Consider the following 18,666-nt stretch of genomic DNA (forward strand, 5'->3'; position numbering starts at 1 on the left):
AAAAAAACGGAAGGTCGGATACTTCAATCAATGATTTAGCCTTCGACAATCCGTTTTCGGAATAATTACTTAGAATACGGTTGAGAACTTAATACCGCCTACCCAAGTGTTATCACCATTTTTTAATGCACCAACATGACGAACATATTGCACATTTGGACGAATAGTTAGCCAGTTAGTGGCATGAATACCGTAGTAAAGCTCGGTATTGTATTCTGTATCGTATTCTTTAGCTTGGATGTCGCTCCAATCATCATTGATATGGATACGAGCCACACCGAGTGCTAACTCATCTTGAGGACGTTGATTGAGCAAACCTTTATAGACTAAGCCTACATTTTGCATGTTATCAACTTTGTTGGTATCTGAGTCGTGGAAAGTCAGGTTAACAAAACCTGTTAAACCACGATCAGTTTGATCTGCTGGCTGGAATAATTTTTGTTTTGCAGTTACCCAAACACCTTGCTTGTGAGATGTTTTGGTTGGATTGGTAATTTCCTGTGCATCAGCAGTGCTGTAGTAATACCCTAAACGGTATTCACCCGTCATACTTTGTGCACCTAACTTAGGAGACCAAACCACTTCAGCCGGAATAATGGCACCATGAGAACCGTCTGTACTTAAGTTGAAGCCTTTGCCTCGGTCTAAGTTTTCAGGGTTATATTCATATACACCCACTTGCGTATACAAGTCAGGTTGCACATTATATTTAACACGCATCGCCCATTGGCTAACTGGCCAGTTATACCATTGGTCACCAACCCAGTTACCCACTTGTGAGCCACAAAGCGCCAAGTTCTGGAAGTCACAGTCAAAACTGTTAAAGTCTTCACCTTCACCAAAACGCCCCACTTTCACGTCTAACTTCTGATCAAGAAATTTTTTCTTAATCCACAAGTCTGTTAAACGCCAAGTTTGCTCACGTCCCCACACTTCCTGTGCAGAACTGATGTGTCCAGCTAAAGCTGGAGAATGTTCAGAAAGCGATTGCCCATCACGATAAGTCAACGTGATTTGAGCTTCTGTATCTTGCCACCCTAAAATTTTACCTAGGTCCAAATGCGAACCTAAAGCGAGTTGCCCTGTATAAGCACTACCATGAGAAGATGTATTCTTTGAATCTAAAATACCGGCATATTCACCAGTATATCCAAAAGAAAAATCATAACCTTGTGCTTGTAACGCTTTGCGTTGCCCGTTCCAATCACCCAACATCCAAGAACCATTTGGGTCAAATGCAGCAGCAGCTTGTGCATGCTGAACAAAAAGAGTAATTGATAAAACGGATAAACAGGAAACCATCAAAGATTTATGCGTTTTCATGTTTACGTACCTTTTATGTCTTTGTTTATAAAGGTTACGCTATTTTTATGTAAAGAAATTATTCAAAATGTTAATCAATTGATTAATCAGATAATAATCTTAATACATACTGTATAAGAAATAGCCCCAACTTATTACCACTCCCCTTCGCCAAGCTTTTGACCTACAAAGGAATATCGCATTTGTGAGCGTGAGAACTTAATTGGACATGCAATCTGTGGTTCTGTATCTGCCGTATTATTCTGCAAAGGAACGTTCACAATCCATCCACGTTGTTGTGCTAACGGCGAGTTCAAAGCTTCACTCAAGCTCAATACGGGTTCTACACAAACATCGAGATTTGCAAAAATTTCATGCCATTCTTTAAAGGTTTTGGTTTTAATTTTCTCTTGAATAGCTTGCTTAACTTCTTGCCGATCTTGAATATCTAATGACGCACCTTTTTGTAACAACACAGGCAAATCTAATGCAGCAGACAACCCAGCCATAAATTGAGGTTCAAGACTGCCAATTGAGACATAACGCCCATCTTGAGTCATATAATAGTCATAGAAAATGCCACCGTTGAGCATACCTTGCTCTGGTGCCTGCTCAACTTGTCCTGCAAGTGTGGCTGACGCTGCCATACTATTTAAACTTGCAACGCAGTCGGTCATGGAAATATCAATGTACTGCCCCATTCCGCTACGCCCGCGTTCGACCACCGCAGCTAAAATCGAAATGACAGCATGAAGTGAACCACCTGCGATATCGGCAACTTGAATACCGAGTGGTGGTGGACCACTGTCTTGTCGACCGCTATAACCGGCAATACCAGCTAAAGCTAAATAGTTAATATCATGCCCAGCTCTATCTTTATAGCTTCCCGTTTGTCCATATCCTGTAATTGAACAATAAATTAAACGTGGGTTAATTTCGGCAAGTGTCGCGTAGTCTAGACCCAAGCGACGCATGACATCTGGTCGAAACTGCTCAACTACAATATCAAACTCGGAAATTTTGGCTTTAATCAGGTCAATACTCGCCGCATCTTTTAAGTCGAGAACGATCGACTGCTTATTTCGATTTAGATAACTATGTGCTGTCGCTTGTCCATTTGCATATGGCGGCATAATCCGAATGAGATCTGGACGTGACGGAGATTCGATATGGATGACTTCTGCGCCCATATCGGCTAGATACATTGTGGCAAAAGGTCCTGGTAAAAGCGTCGAGAAATCGAGAACTTTAAGTCCGTTTAATGCTGTCGTCATCGTATTTTTAACCACTATTATTCGAATTTTCTTTTATATTAGTTAAGCAAATATTCTAAAACAATGTCATGTTCAGCCATTTACCTTGATCATTTCGGCAATTTAACATGTAAAAAGTGCTTTTACACTGTTGTAAATCGCCAATTTATTTTTTTAAACGGTCATTTAGGTCAATTTAAAGTGAACATCAAAGAGACTGAAGGATTCAATATGAGTCGCGATACGATTAGCATCCACTTCGTGAATGCGGCTTTGACAGGCGTAAAACGCCTTGGCATGGATGTCGAGACGTTACTTTCACATGTGGGTATCGAAGCGGAACTATTACGTCAACCTAAAGCTCGAATCTCACCAGAACAATATACCCGTTTTATAAAAATGCTATGGATGGTCACCCAAGACGAACACGTTGGTTTTGATGTACAACCGCGTCGCTTGGGCACTTTTGCCATTATGTGTCAGCTGATTATTCATGCAAAAACCTTGGGTCAAGCCCTCGAACTCTCATCTCAATTTTACAAGTTATTTGGTGATGAATGGTCTGTTAGCCTAGAGCGTGACAAACACGAAGCGCGGTTAGTTCCTCTCATTCCAAAAACATTAGATCCGGATCATTTCATTACCGAAAGTATGCTCATGATTTGGCATGGCTTGGCATCATGGCTGATTGAACGTCGTTTACCTTTAGAGCGTGTTCATTTTAGCTACCCGCGTCCTGCTCATGCAGATGAGTATGATGCGTTATTCTTTGCGCCAGTCATGCAGTTTGATGCACCGCGTACGGAAATTACCTTTGCAGCTGATTATCTTGATTTACCAATCCGCCAAGATGAAAAAACGCTAGAAGAATTCTTAAAAGCAGCACCGGCTCAGCTTTTAGTTAAATTTAAAAACACCAACTCGCTGACTTCTCGTATTCGTGAAGTACTCAAAAGCCAAATTGGTGAAGAAATGCCAACGCTTAATGACGTTGCTTCAATGCTGTATTTATCTCCACAAACCCTACGCCGCCGCTTGGCTGCTGAAGGTAAAAGCTACCAAGGCGTGAAAGATGCTTTACGTCGAGATGCTGCAATTCACTTATTACTCAACCCAGAATTAACACTTGAAGATGTTGCTCAACAGGTTGGCTTTAGTGAAACCAGTACGTTCCACCGTGCATTTAAAAAGTGGACGGGTGTAACTCCTGGTTTGTATCGCCAGCTACATGGTTATCACTAATTCTTAAATCTCTTTAGTTTCACATTTAGCCCAAGTTCAACTTGGGCTTTTTTGTATCGCTATTGGCAAAAATCATCACCTGACTGGTGCGCTTATCGTCATTGCACTCGCTATTAAAACCAGTACACTCAAAACACAAATAAATTTTAAGCAATAAAAAAGGAACTGTTATGAGCGAGGCTTATATTATTGATGCCATTCGCACCCCACGCGGAAAAGGAAAAAAAGACGGCTCTCTTTACGAAGTAAAACCAATCACATTACTCACTAGCCTTTTAAACGAATTAGAACAGCGCCATCAACTCGATACGTCTAAAGTAGACGACATTGTTTTGGGATGCGTAACACCAATTGGCGACCAAGGTGGTGACATTGCTAAAACTGCTGCGATTGCAGCGGGTTGGAATGATGATGTTGCTGGTGTGCAAATTAACCGTTTTTGCGCTTCAGGTTTAGAAGCCGTCAATATGGCAGCAATGAAAGTTCGTTCTGGTTGGGAAGATTTAGTGGTTGCTGGTGGTGTTGAATCAATGTCACGTATTCCAATGGGTTCTGACGGCGGGCCGTGGGCGTTAGACCCTGAGACAAACCTTAAGTCATCATTTGTTCCACAAGGTATTGGCGCTGACCTCATTGCAACCTTAGATGGCTATAGTCGTGCCGATGTCGATAATTTTGCGGTGAAGTCCCAACAAAAAGCCGCGGCAGCTCAAGCAAATGGTTATTTTGATCAATCAGTTGTGCCAGTCAAAGATCATTCAGGTGTCGTGATTTTAGAAAAAGATGAATTTATTAAAGGCCATACCACACTCGAAGGTCTAGCAAAGCTCAATCCAAGTTTTGAAATGATGGGACAAATGGGTTTTGATGCAGTCGCTTTGCAAAAATATCCGGAAGCACAAAAAGTAAATCATGTTCATCACGCAGGTAACTCATCAGGTATTGTCGATGGAGCAGCGGTAGTTTTATTGGCTTCTGAAAAAGCAGTGAAAGAACAAAATTTAAAACCACGCGCTAAAGTTTTAGCAACTGCACTAGTCGGTACTGACCCAACCATTATGCTGACAGGCCCTGCTCCTGCTGCACGCAAAGCTTTAGAAAAAGCGGGTCTAACGATTGATGATATTGACCTATTTGAAGTCAACGAAGCTTTCGCGGCAGTTGTTATGCGTTTTATTAATGAGCTCAATGTCCCTGCTGAAAAAGTCAACGTAAATGGTGGTGCGATTGCTTTAGGCCACCCATTGGGCGCAACGGGTGCCATGATTTTAGGTACGTTACTCGATGAACTTGAACGACAAAATAAAAAGCGTGGTTTAGCGACACTCTGTGTTGGCGGTGGAATGGGTATTGCCACCATTATTGAACGCGTATAAAAATTTAGGGATATAAAAAATGAGTGCAATTCAATACGAAAAAAATGCCGACAATATTGTCATTTTAACACTTGATTCAACTGGTCAATCTGCAAACACAATGAATGCAGAGTTTCGTGACTCGCTCGATGAAGCAACTCAGAAACTTAAAGCAGAAACAGAACTTTCAGGCGTTATTTTCCGCTCAGCTAAAAAAACGTTCTTTGCAGGCGGTGATTTAGATGAGCTAATTCAAGTTCAGCCTGAACATGCAACTGAGTTTTTCAATATGGTTGAAAAACTAAAAGGTCATTTACGTACAATTGAAACACTAGGGATTCCAGTTGTTGCAGCATTAAATGGCACAGCACTGGGCGGCGGTTGGGAAATCGCATTAAGTTGCCATCACCGTATTGCCATCAATGACCCAAAAAGCAAATTTGGCCTACCAGAAGTTACCTTAGGTTTGTTACCGGGCGGCGGTGGTATTGTACGTATGGTACGCTTATTAGGACTTCAAAATGCATTTCCATTTTTAATGGAAGGCAAACAGTTCGGTGTTGATAAAGCAAAATCTTTAGGCTTAATCCATGATACTGCCGAAAATGAACAAGAGCTTTTAGATAAAGCAATTGCTTGGATAAAGGCCAATCCAAAATCTCAACAGCCTTTTGATGTGAAGGGTTATAAAATTCCGGGTGGTGATCCAAAAACGCCAGCAGTTGCACAAGTTCTTGCCATTGCACCAGCCAAGTTAAAAGACAAAACCAAAGGCTGTTATCCTGCTCCTGAAGCGATTATGGCAGCCGCAGTTGAAGGCGCTCAAGTTGATGTAGATACTGCACTGCGTATTGAGTCCCGTTACTTTACTCAGCTTACAACAGGCCAAATCTCTAAAAACATGATCGGTACTTTCTGGCATGGTTTAAATGCAATTAAGTCTGGTGCAAGCCGCCCTGCCGACGTTGCAAAATGGCAAGCCACTAAAGTGGGTGTATTGGGTGCAGGCATGATGGGTGCGGGCATTGCCTATTCAACAGCCATTAAAGGCATTCCAGTTGTACTTAAAGATGTATCTGTTGAAAATGCCGAGAAAGGCAAAACCTATTCACAAAAGCTCCTAGACAAGCGTGTTTCACAAGGTCGGATGACCGCAGAAAAACGTGATCAGGTTTTATCATTGATTACGGCTACAGCTTCAGCTCAAGACTTACAAGGCTGTGATTTAATTATTGAAGCTGTATTTGAAAACCAAGAGCTTAAAGCGAAAGTTACTCAAGAAGCTGAACAATATTTAGCACCTAATGGTGTAATGGCATCAAATACATCGACCCTACCCATTACAGGTTTAGCTCAAGCAAGTAAGGATGATAAAGCATTTATCGGCCTACACTTCTTTAGCCCTGTCGACAAAATGCAGTTGGTTGAGATTATTAAAGGTAAAAACACCTCAAGTGAAACACTTGCCAAAGCGTATGACTTTGTACAACAAATTGGAAAAACACCAATTGTTGTCAATGATAGCCGCGGTTTCTTCACGAGTCGTGTGTTTGGGACTTTCATTCAAGAAGGTATGCGCTTGCTTGCCGAAGGCGTCCATCCAGCGCGTATTGAAATGGCAGCATTGAAAGCAGGCATGCCTGTAGGACCACTTGCGATTCAAGATGAAGTGTCTTTAACCTTGACTGAACATGTTGCCAGTGAAGCACGTAAAGCCCTACAAGCCGAAGGCAAAGAGTTACCGAAAACACCAGTAGATGAAGTCGTTCATACCATGATTCATGACTTAAACCGTAGAGGTAAAGCTGCGGGTGCAGGTTTCTATGACTATCCTGAAAATGGTAAAAAGCACCTTTGGGAAGGCTTAAACCGCTGGCAGAAAGATCATGATATTTCTGAGCAAGATATGATTGATCGCATTTTGTTTGTACAGGCTTTAGATACCTTACGCTGTTATGAAGAAGGTGTGTTGGAATCAGTGATAGATGCCAATGTCGGTTCTATTTTTGGAATTGGTTATGCGCCTTGGACTGGGGGTGCGATTCAATTCTTAAATCAATATGGTATTGATAAAGCGCAAAAACGTGCTGAAGAATTAGCTGCCAAATATGGTGAGCGATTCACACCACCAGCATTACTCAAAACCAAAGCTGAGCAGAAACAAAATATTCAATAATTTGAATTTATTAAATATTCAAAAACTGCATAAACCTTACCCATATAAATATATTTTATTTATATGGGTTTTTCTTTATGACCTTTAAGATTTCAGCCTATTGTCTAAATATGCTATAAATAGACTTCATTTTTGTGCTTCCATAGCACATTCGAGAAATTCTTATGTCCGATAAAAATTCTTCCGAGTCAGCAAGTCTAGGCTGGAAATTTGTTCTGATCGTTGGTGTTTTGAGTGCGATTTTCCTTGGCTTTTTCTATTTAGCAATGAGTAATGAACCTGACTATATGCCAGGCGCACAGCGTAAAGCTCAACAGCACGAAATGCAGCAAAAAGCTGAAAAAACGACAGATCAGCAAACTCAGCATAGTGACAACATGCCTGAAATGGACATGCAAGAACATCAGCATTCACATCAGTAATCAGATATTTTTCAAATGACAGATTTTTCCCGTAACGCACTGGTTGTAGAAGGTGGAGGTATGCGTGGTGCCTTTACCAGTGGTGTACTTGATGCTTTTCTACAACAGCAGTTCAATCCTTTTGACTTATACGTTGGTGTATCTTCTGGCTCTACCAACGTGGCTAACTACTTAGCAGGTCAGCAAGGCCGAACGTTAACATTCTATGTTGACCATTCACTCCGTCCTGAATTTATCGATTACAAGCGCTTCTTTAAAGGCGGTGATTTACTCGATTTAAAATGGATGTGGGAAATTGGTGAACAAGAACATCCACTTGACCAGCAGCGTCTTTTTGCGAATAACCCTGATTTTTATATGGTGTTGACGCATGCCAAAACTGGTCATGCCGAATATCTTCGTGCTGGTAAAGATAATTTGCTAAATGCGCTTCGTGCTTCTAGCTCAATTCCAGTTTTAACGCGTCATCCCGTCGATATTATGGGTGAACCATATTTTGATGGTGGTGTTGCAGATGCACTCCCCATTCGCTGGACGGCTCAGCAAAGTGGTGTCAAAAAACTGTTAGTTTTGCGTACTCGTCCGAAAAACTACTTTAAAGCCAGCAGCCGAGGCGACCAATTCCTCGCAAAATATGCGTTTAAACACCATTATGGTTTTGCAAATAGTTTGCGTAACCGCTGTGCCCGTTATAATGCTTCGGTTGATTTTGTTCGTAGTGAAAATCCAGACCAGCAAATTTTAGAAGTGTGCCCACCACCACTTAAAAATATGGCTGGCCGTTTAAGTACCAATCCGAAAAAGCTTCGTTATAGTTATGAAGTTGGTATAGAGACAGGCTTACAAGCTATCGAAAACTGGAATGCAATGAAGTAATTCAAAGTTGAGATTTCTAAAAAGAAGTCTCAACTTAAGGCTAAAACCATATCTATATGAGGGATACCGCAGTCTTGGTAAACCTCGCCCTGCACTTTAAAGCCTAAAGCTTCGTAAAAAGCCTTCACATACGTTTGTGCTGAAAGCTTTAAGTAAGGTAATTTTTGATTGCACGCATAGTCAATAATATACTGCATTAAAATTTTACCTATACCCTGCTTGCGATAAGGCATTAAAACAGCAACACGCCCTACACTATGTTGTGGCAACAGACGTGCTGTAGCGATAGGTTGCTCTTGGTCATAAACAATAAAATGTAAAACCATAGCATCCAAGTCATCCCATTCATCTTCAGGTGCAATTCCTTGTTCCTGAATAAAGACTTGCTCACGGATGTATTTTGCATCTTTCTCAAGCTGCTCCCAACCGCCTGCTATAATTTTATACATTCACTCTCCGCCCTAGCACTTGCAGCCAACATTCTCGATCGGTAACTGATCTTGTAATAACAATTCTAAGGTCTGTTTTTTAATACCGTACATTTCTTTCAATGCTTGGATTTGAGCCATAATCTTGGCATCAGGTTGAGAAACATTTTTGCGTTTTGTTGCCAAAATCATTTTATTTTTACTGGTATGTTCAAGCGATACAAACTCAAAAACTTTGGTTTCATAACCGTATGCTTTTAAAAGCAACGCACGTAAAGTGTCAGTCAGCATTTCAGCTTGTTGCCCAGCATGAATACCAAACTGTAGCATGGGTTGTAAAACTTCAGGACTATGCAACTGTGGACGTAATTCTTTATGACAACACGGCGCGCACATAATCATTGAAGCGTTTAAACGAATTCCAGTATGAATAGCAAAGTCAGTCGCAATATCACACGCATGCAAAGCAATCATGACGTCTAGTTTTTCCGGCTGATAACTACGAACATCGCCTTCAAAAAAGTCTAAATGATTAAAATGCACTTTGTCTGCAACGTTCTGGCAAAACTCCACCAAATTGCTGCGAAGCTCTACACCCGTAATTAAGGGAACTTTTTGCTGTTCTTGTAAATAATCATAAAGAGCAAAAGTCAAATAACCTTTCCCTGAACCAAAATCGACAATGCGTAACTCTTTTTGCTCTGCATCAATCTGCTCATATGCGCTCGCAAAAATTTCGATAAATTTATTAATCTGTTTCCATTTACGGGCCATACTTGGAATGATTTGAGCTTTCTCATCGGTAATGCCAAGCTCTCTTAAAAATGCACTACTCTGCTGCACATAACGCTGTTTCTCACGGTCATGTGCTTGTATAGTTTGAGCCGAATTCACGCTTTGTTTTTTGCCAATGTTAAGCATGGCTTTCTTCTTATTTTTTTTAAGCTGAATTTCTTGATGAACTGAAAATAAATTCGCTTGCTTACACTGTACAAGTAAATCTGCGATCTGCTCTAAGCCCTCCTCAAAGTTATAATTTTTGGTCATATCTTGAGTAGTATGATGGTATAAAGCTGAAAGCTGTTTTTTTCCATTTAACTCTACAACACGGAAAGTAATTTTTTCCAGCTGTGCCAACTCTCCTTTATATTGACTCAAAATCAAACGCTCAAAAGTCTGCTGATCAAGCATTTGTTTGATTTCATGAAAGAATTGCTGTTCTTGCTCAAAGGAGAAAACCGACACGGATATACCTAAAAAATGGTGACTCATATAAACTGAAAGTTTAAAGGGTATAGGATTAAAAATAAAATAACTTTACGACTGTTTTGTATTTCTATACATTTGTATTTTTAATCAAAAAAATAAACTTATGAGCAAATCGGTGTTAGAAACTTACGATCCCAAAGAAGAACTTTTTAATGCCTACAGCCATGGAGCTGGAGTCATTATGGCCATACTGGCCTCTATCTTTTTAATTATAAAAGGATCTTATCTTTCAACTGCTCAGTGGGTCGGTTTATGGGTATATTCATTTAGCTTGATTCTTGTTTTTACCAGCTCGACCCTCTATCACTTTGCTCAAACCCAAAACCTACGTTACTGGTATAAAAAACTCGACCACACTGCTATTTATTATTTAATTGCTGGAACATATACCCCATTCTTAAGCGTCGCTATACCTACGCAAAAAGCTTATATTTTACTTGTCGCACTTTGGAGCATTGCTGCAATTGGTACACTTTTCAAGTTAATTTTTATTCATCGTTTCCAGAAAATTTCATTACTTGCTTATATCGTGATGGGATGGCTTGCGATTTTTGTAATGGATGATATGCGTACCTATTTAAGCAAAGATGCTTTGATGTATTTGATTATTGGTGGTTTAGCTTACACTGTTGGAGCATTGTTTTACGCGTTAAAAAAGGTAAGATATACCCATGCAATCTGGCATATTTTTGTACTTCTAGGTGCAGGAGCACACTTCCTTGCAATCTATTGGTACGTTGTTTAATCCATTTTTCACTCATATTCAGTGATCCTGAAAGAGTCATGGATGATGTTCTTTCACACTATTCTTTTAAGAAAAATATGCCTTTAAAGAGAATAGTAAACTAAAAATAAATTTTAACTTATATAAGGACTTATATGGAGTCAACCTCTGCGACTGCTGCTCCTGTAGTAGCGACCAATTCGAAAACACGGGTTTTGTTTGCAAGCTTAGTCGGTACAACCATTGAGTTCTTCGACTTTTATATCTATGCAACTGCTGCTGTTATCATTTTTCCCCATCTATTTTTCCCTGCCAGTAGTGGCAGTGCTGCCGTTTTACAATCACTAGCAACTTTCGCGATCGCTTTTATTGCTCGTCCAATCGGTGCGGCTTTATTTGGCCATTTAGGAGACCGTATTGGCCGTAAAGCAACCTTAGTGGCAGCTTTGCTGACTATGGGTATATCCACCGTGTGCATTGGCTTACTTCCAACTTATGCTCAAATCGGGATTGTCGCACCATTACTGTTGGCTGCTTGCCGTCTAGGACAAGGCTTAGGTTTGGGGGGTGAATGGAGTGGCGCAGTACTATTAGCGACTGAAAATGCCCCAGAAGGTAAACGTGCATGGTATGGCATGTTTCCACAGCTTGGTGCCCCTATTGGTTTTATTTTAGCAACGGGTTCATTCTTATTTTTAAGTGCGGCTATTCCTGAACAAGCATTCATGCAATGGGGCTGGCGCATTCCTTTTATCGCAAGTGCGATTTTAGTTATTGTGGGTCTATATATCCGGTTAAAGCTTCACGAGACCCCTGCTTTCCAAAAGGTTTTAGATAAGCAAAAAGAAGTTAATATTCCATTTAAAGAAGTTATAACGAAACATCCAGGTAAACTTGTACTTGGTACAATTGCCGCAATCTGTACCTTCGTTGTGTTCTATCTTACTACCGTATTTGCATTAAACTGGGGAACTACGAAGCTTGGCTATGCACGTGGTGAGTTCTTAGAACTTCAACTGTTTGCGACCCTTTGTTTTGCAGCTTTCATTCCTTTATCCGCTATTTTTGCAGAAAAATTTGGTCGTAAAACAACATCTATTGGTGTATGTATTGCTGCTGCAATCTTCGGATTATTTTTCTCTAGCATGCTAGAGTCTGGAAATACTTTCATCGTATTTCTTTTCTTATGTACAGGCTTAGCGATTATGGGATTGACCTACGGTCCGATTGGTACTGTTCTTTCTGAACTTTTCCCAACCTCAGTTCGTTACACAGGTTCAGCATTAACCTTTAATTTGGCTGGTATTTTTGGCGCATCTTTTGCCCCACTTATTGCGACTAAACTTGCTGAAACTTATGGTTTATATGCAGTAGGTTATTATCTTACAGCAGCCTCACTTTTATCATTAGTTGCGTTTTTATTGATACGTGAAACTAAGAATGAAGATGTAAATAATCAAATTTAATTATTTTCAAACACTCTAATATAAAAAAGCCGGTTCAAAATTGACCGGCTTTTTTATATATGAAAATTAATTCATTGATGCAGGGTTTGCTGGCGCAACACCATTTGCTGCTGCTGGAGCAGTAACATTACTTGCTGCAACTGCTGCTGCACCCGCAACTGCTGCTTCACCAATTAAAGCAATTTTTGCTTTTTCTTGGCTTTTTGCAGATAAAGCAGGGTTAGTTGCCACAATACGATTAATGTTTGCAGAGTTTGCTGGAGCAATCGCAGTAGTTTGTAAAATGATTGGGCGATTACCTGTATTACCCAATGTGTAACGAATGCCCGTACGAGGGCTAATCACCGTTGTATTTTCTTGCTTCACTACAGCCTGCGCTGAAGTTGGGCCTTTTGCCGCAAGTACCTTATCAACCGTTGTAGTTTGAGGGGCGGTAGCTGTTTCTGCTGCGAAAACAAAACTTGGCACAGCAAGAACAGTTAAAAATAAAGGTTGTAATACTTTTTTCATTGTCTTTCCAACATACACTCTGGATGAGAAGTAAATAGCATTTAATGCTTAAAACTGCAAACATTATTCACACGCTTACTACAATCATAAAAAAAGCAGAACGAATGTTCTGCTTTTTTTTAACGGCAAATTAAATTTTACCGTGACACTGCTTATATTTTAGACCAGAACCACATGGACATGGTGCATTGCGACTTTCAGGTACAGGGAACATTTGTTGATCAGCACTTGCCTCATTAAGAGTTTCTTGAGAAGCGGTTACTTCCCCTGTTAAGCCATCAACATCATCATGTTCAAAAGAAAGCTTCATTGATTCTGCTTGCTGCTGCTGTTGAGCTTCCATTTCTGCAAGCTCTTCTGCTGTTGGGATATGTACACGAGACAAATCAGTTACAACATCAGTTTTAATTACACCCAACATATTCACAAACAAGTTAAATGCTTCTTTCTTATATTCCTGCTCAGGGTTCTTTTGAGCATAGCCACGTAAATGGATCCCTTGGCGTAAATAGTCCATTGCAGCCAAATGGTCTTTCCAGTGGCGATCAAGCGAATTTAAAACGAAATGACGCTCAAGCATTGCTGCCGATTCATCACCCATTTGTGCACGACGTTGACGATAACGTGTAAGCACTTCATCGCTAATACGCTCAACCAAACCTTCTTCATCAAGACGGCGGTCTTGCTCTAACCATTCTTGAACTGGTAACTCAATACCTAAATCAACACGTAAAGCATTTTCCAAGCCTTCTACATCCCATTGGTCATGGATCGACTCAGGTGGAATGAAGTTAGCAATCATAGCTTGCATCACTTCATGATGCATTTCTTCAACATAGTCTTGTAGCGTATTTTCAGCTAACACTTCATCACGTTGTGAATAAATGATTTTACGTTGCTCATTATTCACATCGTCATATTTAAGTAAGTTTTTACGAATATCGAAGTTACGCGCCTCAACTTTACGTTGTGCATTTTCGATAGAACGACTTACCATTTTATGTTCAATCGCTTCGTTTTCTTGTAGACCCATTGCACGCATCATAGCGACAACACGGTCACCTGCGAAAATACGCATCAAGTCATCTTCAAGAGATAAATAGAAGCGAGAAACACCAGGGTCACCCTGACGGCCCGCACGACCACGTAACTGGTTGTCAATACGACGTGATTCATGGCGTTCAGAACCAATAATATGCAAACCACCAGCTTGCAATACATCTTCGTGGTCCTGTTCCCACTGTGCTTTCAGAAGAGCTTCATCTTCTGCTGTTGGGTTCTCAATTTTGGCAAGTTTCGCTTTCCAGTTACCACCCAAGATAATATCTGTACCACGACCAGCCATGTTTGTTGCAATTGTTACTGCATTTGGGCTACCCGCTTGAGCAATAATATCGGCTTCACGCTCATGCTGTTTTGCGTTCAAAACTTCATGATGGATACCAGCTTGCATCAATTTAGAAGATAGAATTTCACTGGCTTCAATGGTTGCTGTACCAATTAGAATTGGCGCGACACCCTGCTCACGAATATTCATAATCTCTTGAATAATGGCATTATATTTACCATTACGATTTAAATAGATTAAATCGTTTTGGTCATTACGAACCATTGGGCGATGTGTTGGAATAATCACAACATCAAGACCATAAATTTCTTTCATTTCCGCAGCTTCAGTATCAGCAGTACCTGTCATACCTGAAAGCTTTTTATAAAGACGGAAATAGTTCTGGAATGTAGTGGTTGCTAAAGTCTGGTTTTCAGGTTGAATTTCTAAACCTTCTTTTGCTTCAACAGCTTGATGCAGACCTTCTGACCAACGACGACCCGGCATTGTACGACCCGTATGTTCATCGACAATAACCACTTCACCTTCGTGAATAATATAGTGAACGTCACGTTGGAATAAGAAGTGCGCACGAATCGCCGCAGACACATGGTGAACAAGATTTAGGTTAGTTGCTGAATATAAGCTTTCGCCTTCTGCCAACAAGCCCATTTGAATCAGTTCTTGTTCTACAGTTTCATAACCGATTTCGGTCATTTCAACTGAACGCTGCTTTTCATCAATCCAGAAATGTCCACCATCAGCAACTTTTTCTTCTTTTTGCGGATGTAATTTTGGTGGAATCGTATTGATTGCAGTATAGAGGTGTGAAGAGTCTTCACTTTGACCAGAAATAATTAAAGGCGTACGTGCCTCATCAATCAAGATTGAGTCAACTTCATCGATAATTGCATAGTGCAAACCACGTTGTTTCTTTTCTGCTAACGAAAACACCATGTTGTCACGCAAGTAATCAAAACCAAATTCGTTGTTGGTACCATAGGTAATATCAGCAAGATAAGCTGCTGCTTTTTCTGCTGGTTCTTGCATTGAATAAATCGTACCAATGCTTAAACCTAAAAACTCAAATAACGGACGGTTTAACTCAGCATCACGCTGTGCCAAGTAATCGTTTACAGTAATAACATGAACGCCTTCGCCACTTAATGCGTTTAAGTAACACGCCAAAGTACCCATCAGGGTTTTACCTTCACCGGTACGCATTTCGGCAATTTTGCCTTCGTGTAGAGTAATACCACCAATCAATTGAACATCATAATGGCGCATACCCATTACACGTTTCGCCGCCTCACGACAAACTGCAAACGCTTCAGGGAGTAACTTATCTAAACTTTCGCCATTGCTATAACGTTGTTTGAATTCTGGAGTTTTTGCAGATAAGTCTGCATCGCTTAAGGCTGATATCGTCGGCTCGAGCGCATTGATTTGCTCAACAATTTTGCGCATGCGTTTGAGTTCACGCTCATTTTTTGTACCGAAGATACCTCCGATCAGACTTGCCAACATGGATAAACTCTCTAAATCTTGCTTGGTCAAATGAATAAATTTTTTCTCAGTTGTTTATTATGGTGTCAGAAATTTGAAGTACAAGGGGTTTGCACAAAACCCATAAAAAAAATCTGATAGTTAGATAAACGGTTTTACCCTTTCTCTAAGCCCCTTTCATATGACCGGCACCTAAAAAGTCAACATTAACGCTCATCTATTGAACACAACTTCCGAGAAAGCTAATTTAGCAAATTTATCTTAAAGTTACATTGATTGAGTGCTTAAATTCACGAGTTTTAGTCATATATATTTACACTTATATAAAAATTTCATAATAAAATACAAAAACAATAATTTTAATAATAAATAAATTGCGGCATAGTCGTTTAAACATATAACAAATTTTAAGCAATTGAGGAACGATCATGACACTACGATTAGGAGATACTGCCCCTGATTTTCAACAGGAATCAAGCGAAGGCACAATCAATTTTTATGATTTTTTAGGTGATAGTTGGGGTATTTTATTTTCTCATCCCGCTGACTATACCCCTGTATGTACAACTGAATTAGGTTTTACAGCAAAATTAAAAGATGAATTTGAAAAACGTAATGTTAAAGCAATTGCCTTATCTGTAGATGATGTTGAGTCACATAAAGGTTGGATTAATGACATTAATGAAACTCAAAATACCACGGTTAACTTTCCAATCATTGCGGATAAAGACCGTAAAGTATCTGAGTTATATGGTTTCATTCATCCAAATGCCAGTGAGACACTTACGGTTCGTTCTTTAGTCATTATTGATCCGAACAAAAAAGTTCGTTTAATCATTACCTACCCGGCATCGACTGGTCGTAACTTTAACGAAGTCTTACGTGTGGTTGACTCTCTCCAATTAACCGATAAGCATAAAGTGGCTACTCCAGCAAACTGGAAACAAGGTGAAGATGTTGTAATTGTACCGTCACTGAAAGATGAAGAAGAAATTAAGCAACGCTTCCCGAAAGGCTACACTGCGGTGAAACCATATTTACGCCTCACGCCACAGCCTGAGCAAGATTAAAGCCTTTAAACAGGCTTTAATCGAAGCGCAAGACAAACGCAGTGCGTAGGCAAACATTTGAAAAATTGACTACAAGACAAGCAAAGCGCGTAGGCAGGCTTGTGAAAAGTTCCCTGAAAGACAAACGCAGTGCGTAGGCAAACATCTTAAAGTCATCCTATAAGATGACCAAACCGCTTAGGTGACTATTTTAAAATTTAATAACAAAAGAACCATCGCTTCCAGGCGATTATTTTTCCTCTCCGAAGCCATCTCCATAGATGGCTTTTTTTTCATTATTGAATACACATGGTTTTTACTGCCGAGATCAGTTATAACTCCTAAGGAGTTTGTACAAAAAACAAAAAATATGATCCATAAAATTCATCATTTAAAATGCGGCAGTATGTGTCCTGTCTGCGCACCTTTATTTGGACAAAAGGGCTGGAAGGCGGAGATAGTGTGTCATTGTCTTTTAGTAGAAACCGATCGAGGCCTTGTGCTTATTGATACAGGCTTTGGTTTACAAGACTATTTACATATGCAGCAGCGCCTTGGCTCTTTAGTTAAACGTTTGGGGAAAATTGAATCGAATCTTGAATTCAGTGCTATTCAGCAAATTCAAAAACTTGGATTTCATCCTAAAGACGTACAACATATCTTCATTACCCACCTCGATTTTGATCATGCAGGCGGCATTTCGGACTTCCCCCACGCCACAGTACACGTACTAGCTGCTGAATATAACGCTGCTCAACTACCCAACTTTAAAGGTAAGCTTCGTTATAGAACCAATCAATATAACCATCACCGCTATTGGAATTTTGTTGAAGATCAGCAAGGTGAAAAATGGTTCAACCTTGAAAAAGTAAAAGGTTTCCCGCTGTTCCAAGATGAAATATTAATGATTCCACTCTTAGGCCATTCAGCAGGCCATTGTGGTATTGCCATTAAACAACAAGATCAGTGGTTGTTGTTTTGCGGAGATGCTTATTATTCACATCTAGAATTAAACCCTACAAATAAATTAAGGCCTCTTAGGCTTATAGAAAAAACATTTGCAGAGGATAACGACAAACGTGTTATTAACCTTAAAAAGCTACAATATTTGGCTCAACATGAACCAAATATTGAAATCATTTGCGCCCATGATCCTCATGATCTTCGACGGTACCAAACATGAAAAAAATTTTACTCATTGCGCTTGCTCTATGTTTAAGCCTACAAGGTTGTATGCAACATGAAAGTATTGTACAGGCGCAGAGACCTAAAGATTGGGCAAGCTTAGTTTCTCAAAACCATAATTTTTATCAGGTGAGCAACGACATTTTTCGTAGTGAACAACCGAATACTATGATGATTCCTGAGTTAAAAAACCATCAAATTGGGACGATTATTAATTTAAGAGCCAAGGATTCAGATAGTGTGGTTTTTAAAAATGAAAATTTCAATCTTGTTCATATACCGATTAATACATGGGCGATTAACCGACAAGACCTGTTAAAAGTCATGCAACAAATTAAAATTGCCAAGCAAAATAATCAACGTGTTTTATTACATTGCTATCATGGTTCAGACCGTACTGGCGCTAGTATTGCTATGTATCGAATTATTTTTGAGCATTGGGCAATCGATGATGCTGTTAAAGAAATGCAGCAAGGTGGATATGGCTATCATATTATTTGGAAAAATATTGACCATTTATTTACCCCTGAAAATGTAAAATGGATTCAACAGCAACTGTCAAATCCATCTTAACTT

General features: G+C 39.9%; 16 protein-coding genes. 10 read left to right on the forward strand and 6 right to left on the reverse strand.

Features of this window, described 5'->3' with window-relative positions:
• Nucleotides 1–69: 69 nt before the first annotated feature.
• Nucleotides 70–1,302 (reverse strand): carbohydrate porin, encoded by a 1,233-nt coding sequence (locus tag ABLB96_RS17865; protein ID WP_348896215.1) that lies wholly within the window; start codon nucleotides 1,300–1,302, stop codon nucleotides 70–72.
• Nucleotides 1,303–1,457: 155 nt separating this feature from the next.
• Nucleotides 1,458–2,576 carry a CaiB/BaiF CoA-transferase family protein gene (locus ABLB96_RS17870; protein ID WP_348896148.1) on the reverse strand — a complete coding sequence of 373 codons (1,119 nt, stop codon included), beginning with the start codon at nucleotides 2,574–2,576 and terminating at the stop codon, nucleotides 1,458–1,460.
• Nucleotides 2,577–2,786: 210 nt separating this feature from the next.
• Here ABLB96_RS17870 and ABLB96_RS17875 point away from each other — a divergent pair, with 210 nt between their 5' ends.
• The 5 genes from ABLB96_RS17875 to ABLB96_RS17895 all read left to right on the forward strand — a co-directional run bounded on the left by ABLB96_RS17875 (nucleotide 2,787) and on the right by ABLB96_RS17895 (nucleotide 8,626).
• Nucleotides 2,787–3,797 carry an AraC family transcriptional regulator gene (locus ABLB96_RS17875; RefSeq protein WP_348896149.1) on the forward strand — a complete coding sequence of 337 codons (1,011 nt, stop codon included), beginning with the start codon at nucleotides 2,787–2,789 and terminating at the stop codon, nucleotides 3,795–3,797.
• Nucleotides 3,798–3,967: 170 nt separating this feature from the next.
• Complete coding sequence (locus ABLB96_RS17880) at nucleotides 3,968–5,173, forward strand: acetyl-CoA C-acetyltransferase (protein ID WP_348896150.1); 1,206 nt, start codon at nucleotides 3,968–3,970, stop codon at nucleotides 5,171–5,173.
• Between the two features lie 19 nt (nucleotides 5,174–5,192).
• On the forward strand, nucleotides 5,193–7,328 hold the full coding sequence (locus tag ABLB96_RS17885) for a 3-hydroxyacyl-CoA dehydrogenase NAD-binding domain-containing protein (RefSeq protein ID WP_348896151.1): 2,136 nt from the start codon (nucleotides 5,193–5,195) through the stop codon (nucleotides 7,326–7,328).
• Between the two features lie 164 nt (nucleotides 7,329–7,492).
• Nucleotides 7,493–7,750 carry a hypothetical protein gene (locus ABLB96_RS17890; protein WP_348896153.1) on the forward strand — a complete coding sequence of 86 codons (258 nt, stop codon included), beginning with the start codon at nucleotides 7,493–7,495 and terminating at the stop codon, nucleotides 7,748–7,750.
• 15 nt (nucleotides 7,751–7,765) lie between these two features.
• The gene (locus ABLB96_RS17895; RefSeq protein ID WP_348896154.1) at nucleotides 7,766–8,626 is read left to right on the forward strand and encodes a patatin family protein; all 861 of its coding nucleotides are present in this window, start codon (nucleotides 7,766–7,768) and stop codon (nucleotides 8,624–8,626) included.
• A gap of 29 nt (nucleotides 8,627–8,655) precedes the next feature.
• Here the strand turns inward: ABLB96_RS17895 and ABLB96_RS17900 are convergent, their stop codons facing one another.
• Together ABLB96_RS17900 and ABLB96_RS17905 are read right to left on the reverse strand one after the other, a co-directional pair.
• The gene (locus ABLB96_RS17900; RefSeq protein WP_348896155.1) at nucleotides 8,656–9,075 is read right to left on the reverse strand and encodes a GNAT family N-acetyltransferase; all 420 of its coding nucleotides are present in this window, start codon (nucleotides 9,073–9,075) and stop codon (nucleotides 8,656–8,658) included.
• Between the two features lie 12 nt (nucleotides 9,076–9,087).
• Nucleotides 9,088–10,299 carry an SAM-dependent methyltransferase gene (locus ABLB96_RS17905; RefSeq protein WP_348896156.1) on the reverse strand — a complete coding sequence of 404 codons (1,212 nt, stop codon included), beginning with the start codon at nucleotides 10,297–10,299 and terminating at the stop codon, nucleotides 9,088–9,090.
• Between the two features lie 127 nt (nucleotides 10,300–10,426).
• Here ABLB96_RS17905 and ABLB96_RS17910 point away from each other — a divergent pair, with 127 nt between their 5' ends.
• Nucleotides 10,427–11,068, forward strand: coding sequence for a hemolysin III family protein (locus tag ABLB96_RS17910; RefSeq protein ID WP_348896158.1), 642 nt, complete (start codon nucleotides 10,427–10,429; stop codon nucleotides 11,066–11,068).
• A gap of 134 nt (nucleotides 11,069–11,202) precedes the next feature.
• Complete coding sequence (locus tag ABLB96_RS17915) at nucleotides 11,203–12,513, forward strand: MFS transporter (protein ID WP_348896159.1); 1,311 nt, start codon at nucleotides 11,203–11,205, stop codon at nucleotides 12,511–12,513.
• Nucleotides 12,514–12,579: 66 nt separating this feature from the next.
• Here ABLB96_RS17915 and ABLB96_RS17920 read toward each other — a convergent pair whose 3' ends face one another.
• A complete protein-coding gene (locus ABLB96_RS17920; protein ID WP_348896160.1) occupies nucleotides 12,580–13,023 on the reverse strand; it encodes a hypothetical protein in 444 nt (147 codons plus the stop codon).
• Nucleotides 13,024–13,153: 130 nt separating this feature from the next.
• The gene (gene secA, locus ABLB96_RS17925) at nucleotides 13,154–15,877 is read right to left on the reverse strand and encodes a preprotein translocase subunit SecA (RefSeq protein WP_348896161.1); all 2,724 of its coding nucleotides are present in this window, start codon (nucleotides 15,875–15,877) and stop codon (nucleotides 13,154–13,156) included.
• A gap of 407 nt (nucleotides 15,878–16,284) precedes the next feature.
• Here secA and ABLB96_RS17930 point away from each other — a divergent pair, with 407 nt between their 5' ends.
• The 3 genes from ABLB96_RS17930 (at nucleotide 16,285) to ABLB96_RS17940 (ending at nucleotide 18,663) form a co-directional block, all read left to right on the forward strand.
• The gene (locus ABLB96_RS17930; RefSeq protein WP_348896162.1) at nucleotides 16,285–16,926 is read left to right on the forward strand and encodes a peroxiredoxin; all 642 of its coding nucleotides are present in this window, start codon (nucleotides 16,285–16,287) and stop codon (nucleotides 16,924–16,926) included.
• 349 nt (nucleotides 16,927–17,275) lie between these two features.
• On the forward strand, nucleotides 17,276–18,088 hold the full coding sequence (locus tag ABLB96_RS17935; RefSeq protein WP_348896163.1) for an MBL fold metallo-hydrolase: 813 nt from the start codon (nucleotides 17,276–17,278) through the stop codon (nucleotides 18,086–18,088).
• On the forward strand, nucleotides 18,085–18,663 hold the full coding sequence (locus ABLB96_RS17940) for a dual specificity protein phosphatase family protein (RefSeq protein WP_348896164.1): 579 nt from the start codon (nucleotides 18,085–18,087) through the stop codon (nucleotides 18,661–18,663). Before ABLB96_RS17935 ends, ABLB96_RS17940 begins: the two co-directional genes overlap by 4 nt.
• Nucleotides 18,664–18,666: the final 3 nt, after the last annotated feature.

This window comes from Acinetobacter sp. XH1741 (assembly GCF_041021895.1).
Lineage (GTDB): Bacteria > Pseudomonadota > Gammaproteobacteria > Pseudomonadales > Moraxellaceae > Acinetobacter.